Origin of the sequence: Scytonema sp. PCC 10023 (assembly GCF_963920835.1) — a bacterium.
GTDB lineage: Bacteria > Cyanobacteriota > Cyanobacteriia > Cyanobacteriales > Nostocaceae > Kalymmatonema.
In genome coordinates, this window is the sequence record NZ_CAWUDP010000091.1 from 1 (window position 1) to 16,298 (window position 16,298).

The following is a 16,298-nucleotide window of genomic DNA, read 5'->3' on the forward strand; positions in this document are numbered from 1 at the left end:
AGTACTACCCAAACTAGTTAGAGAAGCAGCTTCACTTTTGCGATCACCTATCTCAAGATAAATAGCAAGTGACTGCTGATGGTAGTCAATTGCCTGTTGATATTGTCCCAAGGAACGGTAAGTATTACCCAAACCGTGTAGAGAATTGGTTAGAAATTCATGATGACCAGTTTCTCCTAAAACTATCAATGCTTGCTGATAGTAATCAATAGCCTGTTGGTATTGTCCTAAGTCACTGTAAGCATTTCCTAGATTGCATAGTGAGCCACCTTCACCTGTGCGATCGCCTATCTCACGAAAAATAGCAAGTGACTGTTGATGGTAATCAATCGCCTGTTGATATTGTCCCAAGGACTTGTAAGTACTGCCCAAAGATGTGAGAACACCTGCAAATTTCCTATTTTCATCTTGATTACTGGGTTGCCATTCCTTTTCCAGTCGGCTAGATAGTTCAATAATGGTAGTGTAATATCCTCTCAAATCCAAAAAATTGTAGCAAGAATAAAGAATGTTATAGGCTTGTCGATACTGCTTGAGTTCGCAGTGGTGATGAAAAATTTCTAGTTCTGCTGTGATATCTTCTATCGTCCATCCAGATTCTTGAGCGATAGATTGATAGTAGGCGATCGCTCTTTCATGTACTTTGCTTAAATCACCCGCTTGCTGTTTCAGATAAGCCAAAATTAACGGCTGAAACTCAAATACCCAACCGCTTTCTAGTTTGTTTTCTTGTAATAGCGAACGTTTAACCAATCCCCGCAAATCCGCTTGTGTCACTTCTTCTTCTGGTAAAAGTGCGGCTGCGGCTGTGGCGTTAAAAGCGGGACGATATACGCTTAAGTTAAATAATAGTTGTTCTAACTTTGGCGTTAACCGGGCAATACTGGCATCAAGAATCTTACCAATACTCGCTTGTGAGTCGTATCGATGTAACCCCAGAATTTCAAAGATATTTTGTCTCAAAGCGCTGATATCAACCACATCCCCTTCATCAGCGTGCAACACTCCAGCCACCAGCTTGATTAATAAAGGATGTCCATCCGCTTGCTTGACAAATTCTCTTATTTCTGGATCAGCACCTTGAATATCTAAATCTTCTAGCAGTGCTACCCCAGCATCGGTTGAAAGTCCTTTCAATGGCAACCAACGGCAGTAATTCAGGGTATTGGGCGGTAATTGAGGTTGTTCGCGGCTAGTTACTAAAATTACACTTTCAGTGTGGCTACTCAACCACCGCAGCAAGAAGTCATAGTAAGTTTTATCATGCCATTCTCCGTTTGCTTCTAGCAGAGTTTCTAAATTATCCAATACCAGCAAATAGCGCCCTGTTCGCAAATTATTACAAACGGCAGTTAATAAATCTGCTTCTTTTTCAGGTGTTGCTTTGCCTAACTTTTCCAATAACCAGCGTCCCCAAAGCGCAAAGGGGTAATTTTGGCTAAAGTTTGCCCAAACTTTCTTTTCAAAGCTTTGTGCAGTTGCATAGACTTTTGCAACCAGGGAAGATTTGCCATAACCACCAGCCCCCGTAATGCCAATTAAACGCACGTTATCCGCTTGCAACCATTCTTGCATTTGGGCAAGTTCATCTATGCGCCCGTGCCAATTCTGGGTTTCAGGGGGTAATTCGTTGATAATAGAACTAACGGGATTTCTCTTTGTCCGTTCCCCTCCGGACGACTCTAGTCAAGGTTGTGGCGGAGTACCATAATAGTTATGGGTATCCCCAAACTGATTGGTATTGTTATCACCCATTTTAGTTTGATAACCTTTACCACCGTAAATATTCTGAGTTTGGCTGCTATTATCTTGAACCCGGTTAATATTGATTTCATGAGCAATGGCTCGAATTTCCGCAGCAAATTCGGGATCATCTTTCATTTCATCTTCTAAATATATCGCCAGTCGCTGCAAATCTTCCTCCGAGCCTTTTTCTGTTTCCTGTAAAGCTTTTTCGGCTCTAGGGTTCCCGCGTAACTTATCCCAAATCTTCTGGCGCAGTTCATCCATCTTGGTAAGCGCTGTTTCGGTGAACTTTTCCCCCAGCTTACCGACACCGGACTCGAAAAACTTTTTGAAAGCGAATTTAGCGATCACAAAAGCTGTTAAGGTTGTTACGGGGTCAGTCATACCTGTAAATCCCTTAGACGCGGGTTGATTTTCATATACTATTACACGTTTTTAAACAGAAGAACGTTCCGATTTTCCACATTTTTGCTAATAAATTTTTAGCCCCAGACTTTCAGTCTGAAGGCGTGTCCGTTGAAGTTAAGGGCTTCAGCCCTGACTACGAATGATAAGCTTAGTATCAAAGTAAGGTAGCTTAAAACTTGGGTTTATGAAAGGTGCTGTTAAATCTCCTTATAGCAACGAACAAATTGCAGCTTGGCTGCGGGGATTACTGGCTATTGCTTGGGCGGATGGTAACTTTGATGCGCAAGAACAGCAATTAATTGCTAGCATCACTGACAAAGAATTGGCACCGAATATCAAGTTTGAGTCATTAGAGCCAATTGAACCAGAAGAATTAGCTGCGGTGTTGGGTAAAAATACAACAGCAGCGGAAAATTTTTTAAGAACAGCGGTGATGGTAGCGATCGCCGATGGTACTTATTCTTCTAGTGAAGACAACCTTTTGCATCAATTGTGCACAGCCTTAGAACAGCCAGAGGAATTACTCAAAGCGCTGCGCCACACTATAGAACACCCACAGCAACTACAGACTCCTTCCGTCCCTCTCACAAAGCGCCAAGTTGATGCACTGCGCCCCATGCGTGATTGGCTAGACAAACTGGAAATTCACGATCCCAGAGTAGCCCGCTTTTTGTGCAAAATGATACCTTCCCAATGTCCCTTTGAGCGCGATGTCACCCTTTTTGGACGGAAAATTGTTCACATCCCGCCGATGTGTAAAATCAACCCACTTTATGAACAACTTGTGGGTTTGCGTTTTCGCGCCCTATCCTATCTAGCAGATGATTGCGGTGAAGATATTTCAGCTTATATTTAGTTAGGAGTCAAAAGTCAATGGTCAACAGCACCATTCTCAAAACCCTTCGGGTGGGCACTAGCCACAACGTAAAAATAAGGTTTTGAGCAAGCTGAAGTTTGATAAACTGAAATTTTAACTAAGTCAGTCTCTAGATAGATGAATCAATACGCTGTAACCACATTCTAGAAAAAAGACCTTGCACTTTCTGCTTTGCAAGAATGTTTTCCAGCCTACTCCCATTATCGTAAATTTAGAAACTGGATATGCGAAATTTATTTCGTGGCTATTATAAACCGACGGCTGAAGAAATATCTGAAATTTGGAAAAATTGTATTTTTTCTTTTGATACTAATGTTTTATTACACATTTACTGTTATACGCCAGAAACGCGAGCCAGATTTTTTGAAATTCTGACGCGGCTACAAGAAAGAATTTGGATACCTTATCAAGTCGGTTATGAGTACCAAAAGAATCGAGTCTATGTTATAGAAAGGTATGTGAAAGCATATGAAAGAATCGAGAAAAGTTTAAACGAAAAACTTCAAGACATAAGAAATGATTTTCAGGAATACAAACGGCATCCATTTATCAATACTCAGGAAATTTTAGAAGATATTGAACAAGTCATAGAAAAAGTGATATCTCAAATTAGGATAGGTCAAGACCATCACCCGAATTATCTTGAATATGACGAACTACGAGAACAGCTATCTGATTTGTTTGAGGGTAAAGTTGGTCTGCCTTACACTGAAGAAGAACTAGAAAATATTTACTATCAAAAAGCTGAGAAACGATTCCAGTATCACAAGCCCCCTGGATACAAAGATGCTAATAAACCTGTTCCCAAAAGCTATGGTGATGTTATTCTTTGGTTTCAATTAATAGATTATGCAAAAGCTCAACAAAGACCGCTCATCTTTGTCACAGATGATAATAAAGAAGATTGGTGGTTAAAGTATAAGGGAGAAACCCTGGAACCAAGACCTGATTTAATTCAAGAAATTATATCTGAAGTTGGGAACGATAAATTTCAATTTTATATGTATCATAGCGACCAATTTTTAGATTATGCTGAGAAGTTTCTTGAGTTACCAGTTCAGCCGGAAGTTGTTCAAGAAGTTAGAGAGATTATACTTCAGAAAACAGTTAATAAGCGAATAGCAGTTGAGTCAGAGTATCTGCGTAGTGTTGGATATGATGAGTTAAATCAAGTTCTGGAAATTGAGTTTCAAAAGGGAGAAATCTATCAGTATAAAGACGTTCCTGCTACAGTTTATGCAGGCTTAATGAGTGCTCCATCACATGGCAAGTATTTCAATGCCAATATCAAAGATGTTTACCCCTACCATAAAGTAAGTTAACGTGAGTTCGATGTATCCTGATTTGACCCCTCTCCAAACCTCTCCCCTACAAGGGGAGAGGCTTAAAAATCCCATTTTTACTTAGCTCCTCCCTCTCCTTGTAGGAGAGGGAGGTTGGGTGGGAGAGGTTCACCAGAACTCACGTTAAGTTAGCAATACAATAGATAAGCTATGGGAGTCCTCTTTATAAAATGAACCGCCAAGGACACGGAGGACGCCAAGGAATGAGAGGAGAAGGAAAAAAGTGAAACCGCTACGGGTTATAGTTGTCGGTGGTGGCGCAGGTGGTTTTTTTGGTGCGATCGCCGCAGCGGAAGCCAACCCCCACGCAAAAGTTACAATACTCGAAGCCAGTCGTGAAGTCCTGGCGAAAGTCCGTATTTCTGGCGGAGGACGCTGCAATGTTACTCAAGCTTGTTTTAACCCATCAGAATTGGTACAAAATTATCCTAGAGGCGGGAAAGCTTTGCTAGGTGCGTTCACTCGCTTTCAAGCTAAAGATACAATAGCCTGGTTTGCGGCTCACGGAGTACCGCTGAAAACCGAAGCTGATGGAAGGATGTTTCCCATCACTGATAATTCGGAAACTATCGTGAACTGTTTGATCAATACAGCTAAAGCAACTGGGGTAGAAATACGTACTGGGATATTTGTTGCTTCAGTGACAATACTTAAAAAGCAGGATTCTGAACACAGCACTGTGTTTGAAATTCTTCTTAAGTCGGGAGAAACTTTGGAGTGCGATCGCCTACTCGTTGCTACGGGTAGCAATCCTGTAGGTTATAAAATAGCTCAGGCGTTGGGACATACAATTGAACCACCAGTCCCCTCTTTATTTACTTTCAACATTCGTGATGAAAAAGTTTTGAAGTTGGCTGGTGTGAGTGTCAACTCTGTGCGGTTGCGCTTAAGCGTATCAGGAAAGCCGCAACTAGAGCAAACCGGACCATTGCTCATTACCCATTGGGGTTTCAGTGGTCCAGCTGTGCTAAAACTATCTGCTTGGGCTGCGAGAGTGTTGCATTCAAGCAATTATCAAGCAACTTTACTGATTAATTGGCTACCCGATCTTAAGCCAGAAGAAGTCCGGGAAAAATTGTTAGCAGTCAAAAATGAATGGGCGAAGCGGGCGATCGCATTGCATCGCGGCGTTGACTTACCCCACCGCCTCTGGCAGTATATTATTTTTCGTGCAGGTATCACTCCAGAAGACCGTTGGGCAGAATTATCCAATAAAACACTCAATCAGTTGGTGCAAGAACTTACCCAAGGACAATACCAAATCAAGGGCAAAGGAGTTTTTAAGGAAGAATTTGTCACCTGTGGCGGTGTTACCCTCAAGGAAGTCAACTTTAAAACAATGGAAAGTAAGTTAGTTCCAGGTCTTCACTTTGCTGGAGAGATTTTGGATATCGATGGTGTCACTGGCGGCTTTAACTTCCAAAGTGCTTGGACAACCGGATATTTAGCAGGGTTAGCAATGTGCGGCAAGAAAACTTAACTATTTGAGCCACTTCAATCGCATTTTCGCTTGATAGCGTGTAAGCTTAACCTCAATAACCATGACGGACATCATTTTCAGACGGGCATCAGCAGCTGATTATCCTGACCCACGATTGCCCAAAGGGCAGTGCGCGGAGCGCAATCACGCTCAAATTCAAAATTCAAAATTCAAAATTCAAAAATAATTAAGAAATTTTGAATTGAAAAATTTTAAATTCTTTGAATTTTTAATTTAAGTTGAATTTGAGTAACGGTCTTGCGCCAAGATTTTATTAATGGAGGGATAAAAATGCTTTGCAACATTATATCGAAGCCCCCGGATTCATCCGTGGGGTTCAAAATGTTTGAACGAGCGAATTTTGAATTTTGAATTTCCCGAAGGGGTGACATTCTCGTTCTGCTTGAACTCTCCTGGCTTTGAAAAACCAGGATTCTAGACTGTTGTTACGACCTGGGCTAAAAGCCGCACGGAGTAACGTTGTCTCGTGTTTTTGTAAAACACGTTGACGAGGGTAAGACAGCCCGAAGCGCCTCGACCCTTCGACAAGCTCAGGGCTGTGCGGCACTTTCCTTCCTTCCAACCTTGAAGATTTTACGTGTTGATGGCTCTGAAAAGACTTTTCAACACAACCCCATATCTTCAATTGTGAGGGTAGGTATGGCATCACGTTTGTTTTTTTGGAGTTTTTCATCCTTGTGCTACCATGACATCAATATAACATATCGATGATGTTATGAGTAGATTTAGTGCAAGATTTTCTAAACAAGAGTATGAAGAATTAGTAAAACTAAGTAAACGAAAAGAGAGGTCAATGAATGAGTTAATCAGAGAAGCCGTAAGGCTATACATTGAAAAAGAAACAAAGGACTAAAGTCCGAAGAAGTCGGATTTTATCCCCCCCTTAAAAACACAGATGCAGTTTTCCTCCGTGCGTCAAACTACATCTTCCCTTCGGGACGCTACGCGAACAGGGGTTCTTATCCTCCCACTATGCTTTGATAGAAAGAATCTCTTTTCCAACTTGTCTGAACAGTCGCGGCAGAATGGCTTTGTATCAATTGATATGGACGATTCTCAGCTTGCAGCAATAAACGAAGACTTGGCAGTCATTGTCGCTGTGCAGGAGAAGTTAGTGGTTGGATATGTTTGCGGAACAACTCAAGAATACTCTGTGCAGTTTCCGTTGCTCAAACATATGATGAGCTTGTATCAGGAAACCTTATTTCAGGGGCAGCCTTTGAGCAATTATCATTCCTTTTTGTATGGTCCGGTGTGTATTGCGACTGCTTACCGTGGGACTGGTGTCTTACAAGGTTTGTTTCAAGCACTTCTAGCTCAAATAGCAACACGATTCAATGCTGGCGTTGCTTTTGTGGCAAAGGACAATCCGCGCTCATTACGGGCGCATACTCAAAAACTTGGTATGGAGTTGCTCACAGACTTTGAGTTTAACGGCAAATCGTACGTGATGCTTGGATTCACAGTGCCGCCTTTACCACACTCCTAATCAATAGGACTTACGCAAGAACTAGTCGTGAAACTCTTATTTCTTCGTGTCCTTTGCGTCCTTTGCGGTTCGTTTTTTCATAATTTTGCGTAAGTCCTAATCAATTTATTTAAGAGCGCATATGTTTGATTCAAGCCGTAAGTTGTGTTCTACAGCCACGCAAAGTACACGCTTGACTGCCTAAGCTGTTGGAGATGCTTTGATTAAACGAGAGCGAGACTGTCACCAGCCCCACTCACTTTAATCAATTTTATTGATTATAATTTTTTAACACTCCTGGTTCTTGCTGTATGGGCAAGACATCTAAAATATCAGTTTGAGAACAATATTTCAGGTCTTCATGACAGTTCAGGCGCAGTAGACGTTTGCCATGACTGGCAAGATGGAAAAGTCCCAATAGGTTGTCTTGCCATTGCGAGTAAAGAGCGATCGCATCTATAACTTCATCATTACCCGCTAGTTCCTCTAGTGGGAAGTTGGTTTGCTGCACAACACTATACGCTATAGCACCTGCACAAGCCGTATCTTCTAAAGAAAAACTGCCTTCCCAACCTGAACCAACTAACCAAATTGTTTCTGGTTGCTTTTGCAACAGATATTGCACCACTGCAGCACGGTTGACAAAAGCCCCAGCTAGTACAGCTTTGGCGTATTGTATTCTTTGTAAAGCACGAGTGCCATTGGTGGTACTAATAAACAAGCGCCGCCCCTGTACGAGTTCTGGCGTACAGTCGAGAGGAGAATTCCCCAATTCAAAGCCAGAAACTTTTGCACCGCCGCGTTCTCCAGCTCGCAGGCGTTTTTCAGCAGACCATTTTTCGCTGACTTCCATGAGTTTATCCAAATCACTAAAGACTTGGACAGCTTCGCCGCCAGCTGCTAAGACTGTCGCCATTGTTGTAGTAGCTCGTAGCACATCGACTGCGATCGCGCAATCTGGCACTTTATCTGTTGGAGTCAATTCCGGAGTGTGGTAAACGAATAGCTTCACGCGCTGGATTCACCTGATTTAATAGTATTTAATACTCACGAGATAACATTTTAACCAGTTAGCGTCACCAACCATCGTATCTACTGGCACTCTGCTTCGCGCTGCATAAGTAGCCAAAGCGCTTCGACATGATGGTCTTCGGTGGGTTCAGCCCCGATGGATACACGCACCATCCAGCGACCTTTGAGTTTTGCTGGTGTTAAGAAAGCCTTGCCAGAACGATTTATTCGCGAAACCCAATCAAGGGTGTGAGCGTCTACCTCGTCAGGAGTCATACCAGGTGGGACGTGACGCACACACACAGTTTGAAGCGGCACAGGCGCGACACGTTCCCAGTTCGGGGTGGAGTCCACCTGCTCGCGCAACCATTGTGCGTTCTTGAGGTCCCGGCGCAAGCGATCGCGCAACCCCTCGGCACCAGAAGAACGAATAAGCAGCCACAGCTTCAAGGCGCGAAATCTCCTCCCGAGAGGGATGCCCCAGTCGCGGAAGTTCTTCACCTGACCGTCAGCAGCCGTCTGGAGGTAACTGGCGTTCGTAGACATCACACGGATCAGGTGTTCGGGGTCACGCACGTAGTACAGCGAACAGTCGCACGCTGCACCCAGCCACTTGTGCGGGTTCCACACCAGCGAGTCTGCATACTCGATACCTGCCCACATAGAACGGCATTCTGGTAAAATCATCGCTGCACCTGCAAGGGCTGCGTCTACATGCAACCACAAGTTGTGCGATCGCGCAATCTGAGCTATCTTGTGAAGTGGATCAAGGGCGCTGGTGGGAGTAGTACCAATCGTGGCGACAACAGCACAAGGGCGCAATCCGCGCTCAATATCAAAATTGATTGCCCGCTCAAGCGCGATCGCATCCATCGCGTGTTCGTCGTCCGTTTCAATTGCCCGCACATTCACCCGACCAAACCCAGCCAGCAACGCAGCTTTCTCCACCGAGCCGTGAGACTCGCTGGAGGTGTATACAGTCAGGGGGGCTTGTTCTGCTTGCAAACCGCCTTGACTCTGGGAATAGTTCGTACTCCGCTCTCTGGCGCACAACAGCGCCACCAAGTTTGCAGTAGAAGCAGTATCGTGAATTACCCCGACAAAATTCTCGCTCAAGCCCACAAGTTGCCGCAACCAGTCAACGACGACTTCTTCAAGTTCAGTTGCAGCGGGGCTTGTTTGCCAGAGCATCCCCTGTGCGCCCAAACCAGTACTCAAGAGGTCGCCCAGAACTGCGCTAAGGCTGGCATTCGACGGGAAGTACGCAAAAAAGCTCGGATGGTTCCAGTGAGTTATGCCTGGTAAAATAATGCGATCAAGGTCGTTGATGAAACTTGCATCAAGCGATTCACCGACCTCTGGGGGTGTAACCGGAAAGGAAGCGCGGATTGAACCAGGTTCGGCTTGAGACATGACAGGAAACTCATCGATTGAGGAGCGATAGTCAGCGATCCAATCGATTAACTGATGACCTATACGGCGAAATTCCTCTGGCGTCACAGCAATCCTCAACAAAATTGCAAAACTTCCAAATCAATTGTCTACTAGATTAGACATCTGCGAAAAACAATGTAGAGACCTGCCATGGCGAGCCAGCGCCCTTTGGAGGGTTTCCCGAACTCACAGCGACTGGCGTCACGTCTTATGGCACGTCTTTAAGTTATTCAATATTTCTTTTATTAACACAGTAATTTTCAATCAACGTGTAATCTGAGAAAAGAACAGACTTGAAAAAGCTGTGTTTGGCGTTCACTCGCTGCACTACCAAACTGAGGCTACACAACGCATATGTACAACTCATAACCCCCTATTCTAAGTTGATATGGCACCTTTACCTAACTATCGTCCTAAACAATTGTCTGTAGGTCCGTTGGAAGCAGAAATTTTGAATATCCTTTGGGAACTGGGTTCGGCTACAGTGAAGGATGTACATGATCGCATTCTCACTGACCCCAACCGCGAACTCGCTTATACATCTGTGACCACCGTGCTGCGTCGCCTTACCGACAAAGGTTGGCTAGCTTGTAATACAAAAGGGCGAGCATACTATTGGCGACCATTAGTGACAAAGCAGCAAGCAGACGTCATCAGAGCACACGAACACTTGCAGCGATTTCTGGCGGTGGGTAATCCCGATGTCATCGCTGCTTTTGCAGATAGTCTCGATGAAACTGCTTCCGAGCAAATACAAGCGATCGCCAAACGCATTCAAGCCGCACGCCAAGCCAGGGAGGAAAAATAATGCATCTCATCATGATTGTGGCTGCTTTCTTCATTGCTTACTGGACAAGATGCCAATGGACACCACCTCAAGGTTCTTGGAGTCAGCGATGGCAAACAACGCTATTTTTATTTCTGTTTCCCCCGTTGCTCATTTTCATGACGGCGATCGCCCTTATATGCATGGGACCCCAAGGTAAAATGAGCGGGTTGCACACAGGTTGGTTTAGCTATGTACTCGCATTAAGTTCTCTTGCTTTTTTTGCCGTTTTGTGCATAAAACTTGCCTGGGGAGGATGGCAGTCTGTGGAATCTACCCGCAACTGTCCCTTAGTTAATCTTGCAGGAAAACAAGCCCGGCTTTTGGACACAGGGGCGCTGTTTGCAGGTCAAATTGGATTTTGGCAACCCGAACTTGTCCTTAGCCAGGGACTGCTGCAAACTCTTTCATTAGAACAATTGGAAACTGTCATAGCCCACGAACAAGGGCATTACCATTACCGAGACACATTCTGGTTTTTCTGGTTGGGTTGGGTGCGTTCCTGCACTGCTTGGTTGCCAAATACAGAAGCTTTGTGGCAAGAGTTGTTAATCTTGCGCGAACTACGAGCCGACGCACACGCAGCTTCACAAGTAGATCCCCTGCTGCTGGCAGAATCACTTTTGTTGGTAGTTAGTAGTCCGCCTGTATCCTCAGAAATTTTCTGTGCGGCTTTGGGTTCTAGCGGTGTAGAGCGTTTAGAACAGAGGATAGAAGCATTGTTAGCACAGCCAGAACCAATTCCAGAAGTTCAATTACAGTCTTGGAATGGTTTTCTCTTAGCGTTTCTGCCTCTGGTGACTGTTATATTTCATACCTAATTCCTTGTTTTTATCTTAAGTAGAGTGCGTGACTTCCTGAACGCACTCTTTTGTTTACTAAAAAATGTCCACTTTCCAAGTTAGACTCTATTTCGCTTCTACGTTTCTGCGTTGTAATGATCAGCATAATCTTCCCTCACTAGAGATGGAAGCATCATACCGCTACCTAGGTACACATTTAATTAGGCTGTATGAACATTTGGGTACTCAGGTATTCAAGTTGAGTAGGCGATCGCGTTTACCGTTAGCACCCTACCCCAACACAAGCACTTCAGGGAACTAAACATACTTTAAGCTATTAGATAATAAATTTATTTTTGCGGTTGTAGTTTGAGCAAAAAATGCCTCAAGTTTCCATTATGAGTATTATTGGTGCCCCGACTAAAACCATTTTGATCCTGGCAGCAAATCCTAAAAGTACAACGTCCCTACGATTGGATCAGGAAGTGCGTGACATAAGTGAAACTGTGCGGCGATCGCAACACCGCGATCGCTTTACTTTAGTGCAACGCTGGGCAGTTCGTCCAAGGGATGTTCAAAGTGCGATTTTAGAGGTGAATCCTCTAATAGTTCACTTTTCGGGACATGGTAGCGGGGAAGATGGTCTTGTTTTTGAGGATGAAGTTGGAAAAACTAAGTTTGTTGATGCTGAATCATTAGCAGGTTTGTTTGAACTAGTTGCCTCGGAGATAGAGTGTGTAATTTTGAACGCCTGTTACTCGGAGATTCAGGCAGAAGCAATTGCTCAACATATTTCCTACGTAATTGGTATGAATCAGGCTATCGGGGATAGTGCTGCTCTCGAATTTGCTTTTGGCTTTTACGATGCTTTAGGTGGAGGACGTGACTTTGAGTTTGCTTACAAGTGGGGGTGTAGTTCTATCCGTATGGCAGGAATTCAGGAACATTTTACCCCAGTGTTGAAGAAAAGCCCTAAATTATCTGCTTCTGCTAAAAATGAAACTCCCAAATATAATAGATTGGATAGCTGGCAACGTCGTCAGTTAGAAAAAGAGCGTGAGGGGTTGCAACAGCAGTACGACTTGTTTAATGAAAAGCTACGACGTTTGAGAAATACTCTGGCGATTGAGACAGATGAAGCAGTTTGCTTTAAATTGGAAAAACAGATTGAACGGACTCAATTAGAATGCAAGCGTCTCGATGAGCAGCTTGAAATTATAAACACTAAACTTCAGTAAACATAAATTAAACCTGACGGACAGTAATAGCTATTTATTAAAAAATTAATGCTTTCTAATCAAAATTTTGAAGATAATCTTGAAGGATTACAGCAGCAATACAACATATTCATAGAGAAGATAAACAGATTACGTAACGCTCTAGCGATTGAAACGGATGTAACTAGATGCCTCCAATATGAACAGCTACTTGAGCAAGCTAAGGTAAAGCAAGAGGAACTTGATTGGCAAATGAGTCAAATCAAGAACCAGCGACTCTATCACTCTCTACTTAAGTTGGACTACACAGATCAGGAGCAACTATTTTCCAGGTTTATTTGGAGACATCAAATAGCAGCATTTTTAATTCATGGTTCTTCTCAAGACTATGGACAACATTGGTTGGCGAATCGATTGCTTAAAAAAATCCGCAGGGTATCGGATAGACCTGTGTTGGTGGATCTTGACTGTCTTGTTTACAATCCAAATTCTCAAACAATGTGGAGGGAATTAGGTCGTCACTTTGGGGGAATAAAAGATTCTCCAGATTTAATTGCGGGGAAAATATTTAAATCTTGGACAACTAAGAATATCTACATTGTTGTTGACAATGTGGAATTCATGTCTGAGCAGCTTCTACAGGAACTAATACAGGAATTTTGGTTGCCACTTGCTACTCAAGCTCAAAGTGTTGCCTCCCAAACAAACTTCAAATTACTAATGTTCTTAATAGATAATGTAAGCAGTGTTGAAAGCCAAAGCTGGAGTGTTTCATTTGCTGAAAATTTTGAGCAAACCTGGAGTTGTTCTACACCTGTAAAATTACCCTTAATCAACGTATTTTCTGATACTGTATTGCGAAATTGGATTAATCATGAATTTGATGACATAAATCAACTAGTTTTTATAGAAAATATAGAGCGAGTCATACAAACAATTCTAGAAAATAGTGAGGCTGGTATGCCAATACCAGCATTTCGGGAAATATGTAATTTATGCGAATGTGAATGGCTTGAAGAATGGTTAAAAATTTGTTGAGCAATCATGTATTTGAATATACAGGCTTAGTCCAGCCTGAGCCAGGAGAATGCGACCCTAAGACAGGTCAACTGTTATATCCCTATTTACCCGATCCTGAACTAGTGGAAGCGGTTAATCTTGCGATATGCTTGCAACGTCCTTTGCTGTTAAAAGGAGAACCTGGATGCGGTAAAAGCGAGTTAGCCAGAGCAGTTGCTTATGAATTAGGACTTGATTTAAAAGCCTGGTATATAAAATCTACAAGTCGAGCAAAAGATGGCTTATATAACTACGATGCTGTTGGACGTTTACGGGATGCTCAACTTGCAGCTTCTAATAGCCTAACGCCAGAGGAAAAACAACGAATTAATCAACCTTCAACGTACATCACTTGGGGAGCATTAGGAGAAGCATTTCTTTCTGACAAACCTACTGTAGTTTTAATTGATGAAATTGATAAAGCTGATATTGACTTTCCAAATGATTTGCTATTGGAGTTAGATCAGCGTTGTTTTATTGTTGACGAAACTCGCCAGATGATAAGGGCAAATATTCCTCCTATTGTCTTTATTACTAGCAACGACGAAAAAGACTTACCTGACGCATTTCTACGGCGTTGTTTATTTCATTATGTTGAATTTCCGAATGATAAACGGCTCTTTGATATCATAAATGCTCACTTTCCTGCTGAACCAGAAGCATTGGTAAGAAAAGCTATAGCTCGCTTCCTTGAATTACGTGAAGAAATGCAGAAAGACAAAGGGGAAGCAGGAAAAAAAGTTAGCACTAGCGAATTAATTGACTGGCTTCGTGTGCTGCGTCGATATCCCCAAGATGATATTTTAGCAAAGTTGGAGGGCAAAATTCCATTTGCAGGTGTCTTACTGAAAAATTGGGATGACCATAAGCGTTATCTCAAATAATTCCTTATCTGTTTATAACTTCCAGCCTATGAACATCACTCTCCAGTTTCTACTAAATGGATAATCTTCCTCTCCTAGAACTATTTACTCGATTACGCCAAGCTGGATTGCCGCTTGGTGTGGATGATTATCAGGCAGTTTTAAAGGCATTGCAAGCAGGTTATGGTATTTCAGACAAAGATGCTTTAGCTAGATTATGCCGTACTCTATGGGTAAAATCAAAACAAGATAAACAATTATTTGATTATCATTTTGAACAAATTATTGTTCCTCAAGTAGAATCACTTAACAGTTCCAGACTGCTTACTTCGCCTACTTCAATTTCTGAAAAACCTACAAAAGAAGATGATCGAGAAGAAGGACATAAGTTCTTCAGAATTTTTAGTTATTTAATTTTACTTAGAGATTATATTATTCCAGTAGGAATTTATATTTTAGTGTTCGGAATCGCTGTCAGGATTTGGCAATTAAATCACGTTCCGTTCTTCACTAGTATACCTGATGAGGACGTAGTACAGGGCAAAGATTATAAATATGATATTAAAGTTCATGATTTTAATAAAGATGACAAGATAAAGATTGAAGCGTTACGCTTTCCTTGCTGGCTAACTTTTAAAGATAATAAAAACAGAACAGCCACCCTATCTGGCATAGAAGGAAGCACTATTGGGAATTGCAAAGATGATGGGCACTCTGAAAAGAAACCAAAAAGGTATCCTGTGGAGCTTCGAGCTACTGATGGCCGTGCCACGACGTCACAGAATTTTGAGATTATGGTAGTTGATGAAAATCAAAACGGTAGGAAAAAAATTTCAATCTGGAATCTTCTCCTATACTACTTTATTGGTTTTGTTATTATTTTCGCTATTGTCTACTTTACTTTAGGAAAAAGAAATAGGGAACGTAATGCTGTTCAAAACTCCCTACCTTCTGAGCCAGAAAATATAATGCCAGATAACAGTTCATCTGAAACTTTGGGGAATACAAGCAACGAGATAAAAGTGCTAGAATCTCAACAAAAAACTTCCAAAGTAGAAACTGTAAAACCTATCAACCGCTTTATTCAAATAACTGAATATCCTCCACTAACCCGTCGCCAGATGAAACAGAGTTGGCGTTATCTACGCCGTATGCTTCGGGAAGGAGTACCAACAGAACTCGATATAGAGGGAACAATTAAACGCATTAGCAGACAGGGAGTGTTACTCGAACCAGTTATTGTACCGCGTCGTGTTAATAGGAGTAAGCTGTTGCTGCTTATCGATCAAGATGGTTCAATGATGCCATTTCAAAATTTATCACATCAATTAGCGGAAACTGCCATCCGAGGTGGACGTTTGGAAGATACAGATATTTATTACTTCCATAATTGTCCAATTGATTACCTTTACCGCGATCGCTACTATCAAGTGCCAAAAACAATTGACGATGTTCTAAACAGCCTACGTTTTCCCCATACTTCTGCCTTGGTATTTAGCGATGCTGGTGCTGCAAGAGGTGGATTAAATCCAGAGCGAGTGGAAGTAACTGCACAATTTTTAGAGCAACTCAAACAGCAGATTCGTCATATTGCTTGGCTCAATCCAATGCCTCGTTATCGTTGGTTTGGTACTAGCGCAGGTCAAATTGCTCGATTAGTGCCGATGTTTGAATTAACTCGCCAAGGTTTACATAATGCGATTTCTATCCTACGCGGTCAATCTGGACATTTTGGGGTATCGAAACTTTGAAAATAAATTAGT

The 16,298-nt window shown here is 42.5% G+C and carries 15 protein-coding genes; 11 read left to right on the forward strand and 4 right to left on the reverse strand.

The annotated features are described in order from the left end of the window. Together ACM0OZ_RS37150 and ACM0OZ_RS37155 are read right to left on the reverse strand one after the other, a co-directional pair. The coding region (locus tag ACM0OZ_RS37150; RefSeq protein WP_414587888.1) for a tetratricopeptide repeat protein at positions 1–1,638 on the reverse strand (1,638 nt) is incomplete at its 3' end. Positions 1,639–1,686: 48 nt separating this feature from the next. Further along, on the reverse strand, positions 1,687–2,130 hold the full coding sequence (locus ACM0OZ_RS37155; RefSeq protein WP_414587851.1) for a hypothetical protein: 444 nt from the start codon (positions 2,128–2,130) through the stop codon (positions 1,687–1,689). Between the two features lie 208 nt (positions 2,131–2,338). On the opposite strand from ACM0OZ_RS37155, the gene ACM0OZ_RS37160 reads away from it, so the two are divergent. The 5 genes from ACM0OZ_RS37160 to ACM0OZ_RS37180 all read left to right on the forward strand — a co-directional run bounded on the left by ACM0OZ_RS37160 (position 2,339) and on the right by ACM0OZ_RS37180 (position 7,364). Then, positions 2,339–3,010 carry a DUF533 domain-containing protein gene (locus tag ACM0OZ_RS37160; protein WP_414587852.1) on the forward strand — a complete coding sequence of 224 codons (672 nt, stop codon included), beginning with the start codon at positions 2,339–2,341 and terminating at the stop codon, positions 3,008–3,010. A 245-nt stretch (positions 3,011–3,255) separates the two neighbouring features. After that, positions 3,256–4,353, forward strand: a complete 1,098-nt coding sequence (locus ACM0OZ_RS37165) for a PIN domain-containing protein (RefSeq protein WP_414587853.1) — start codon at positions 3,256–3,258, stop codon at positions 4,351–4,353. Positions 4,354–4,597: 244 nt separating this feature from the next. Beyond that, positions 4,598–5,854 (forward strand): NAD(P)/FAD-dependent oxidoreductase, encoded by a 1,257-nt coding sequence (locus ACM0OZ_RS37170; RefSeq protein ID WP_414587854.1) that lies wholly within the window; start codon positions 4,598–4,600, stop codon positions 5,852–5,854. Between the two features lie 736 nt (positions 5,855–6,590). Further along, the gene (locus ACM0OZ_RS37175; protein ID WP_414587855.1) at positions 6,591–6,728 is read left to right on the forward strand and encodes a ribbon-helix-helix protein, CopG family; all 138 of its coding nucleotides are present in this window, start codon (positions 6,591–6,593) and stop codon (positions 6,726–6,728) included. Positions 6,729–6,920: 192 nt separating this feature from the next. Then, positions 6,921–7,364 carry a hypothetical protein gene (locus ACM0OZ_RS37180; protein ID WP_414587857.1) on the forward strand — a complete coding sequence of 148 codons (444 nt, stop codon included), beginning with the start codon at positions 6,921–6,923 and terminating at the stop codon, positions 7,362–7,364. A 250-nt stretch (positions 7,365–7,614) separates the two neighbouring features. Here the strand turns inward: ACM0OZ_RS37180 and ACM0OZ_RS37185 are convergent, their stop codons facing one another. Both ACM0OZ_RS37185 and ACM0OZ_RS37190 read right to left on the reverse strand, forming a co-directional pair. Beyond that, positions 7,615–8,355, reverse strand: a complete 741-nt coding sequence (locus ACM0OZ_RS37185) for a 2-phosphosulfolactate phosphatase family protein (RefSeq protein WP_414587858.1) — start codon at positions 8,353–8,355, stop codon at positions 7,615–7,617. A gap of 80 nt (positions 8,356–8,435) precedes the next feature. Continuing rightward, the gene (locus ACM0OZ_RS37190; protein ID WP_414587859.1) at positions 8,436–9,854 is read right to left on the reverse strand and encodes a pyridoxal phosphate-dependent decarboxylase family protein; all 1,419 of its coding nucleotides are present in this window, start codon (positions 9,852–9,854) and stop codon (positions 8,436–8,438) included. A gap of 322 nt (positions 9,855–10,176) precedes the next feature. Here ACM0OZ_RS37190 and ACM0OZ_RS37195 point away from each other — a divergent pair, with 322 nt between their 5' ends. From ACM0OZ_RS37195 to ACM0OZ_RS37220, 6 genes are all read left to right on the forward strand, one after another. Further along, positions 10,177–10,596 carry a BlaI/MecI/CopY family transcriptional regulator gene (locus ACM0OZ_RS37195; RefSeq protein ID WP_414587860.1) on the forward strand — a complete coding sequence of 140 codons (420 nt, stop codon included), beginning with the start codon at positions 10,177–10,179 and terminating at the stop codon, positions 10,594–10,596. Next, positions 10,596–11,435, forward strand: coding sequence for a M56 family metallopeptidase (locus tag ACM0OZ_RS37200; protein ID WP_414587861.1), 840 nt, complete (start codon positions 10,596–10,598; stop codon positions 11,433–11,435). Before ACM0OZ_RS37195 ends, ACM0OZ_RS37200 begins: the two co-directional genes overlap by 1 nt. Positions 11,436–11,776: 341 nt before the next feature. Next, a complete protein-coding gene (locus ACM0OZ_RS37205) occupies positions 11,777–12,634 on the forward strand; it encodes a CHAT domain-containing protein (RefSeq protein WP_414587862.1) in 858 nt (285 codons plus the stop codon). A gap of 48 nt (positions 12,635–12,682) precedes the next feature. After that, positions 12,683–13,651, forward strand: coding sequence for a hypothetical protein (locus ACM0OZ_RS37210; protein WP_414587863.1), 969 nt, complete (start codon positions 12,683–12,685; stop codon positions 13,649–13,651). Next, on the forward strand, positions 13,633–14,556 hold the full coding sequence (locus ACM0OZ_RS37215; RefSeq protein ID WP_414587864.1) for an AAA family ATPase: 924 nt from the start codon (positions 13,633–13,635) through the stop codon (positions 14,554–14,556). The genes ACM0OZ_RS37210 and ACM0OZ_RS37215 overlap by 19 nt, the downstream gene beginning before the upstream one ends. 56 nt (positions 14,557–14,612) lie before the next feature. Further along, positions 14,613–16,286, forward strand: coding sequence for a hypothetical protein (locus ACM0OZ_RS37220; protein ID WP_414587865.1), 1,674 nt, complete (start codon positions 14,613–14,615; stop codon positions 16,284–16,286). Positions 16,287–16,298: the final 12 nt, after the last annotated feature.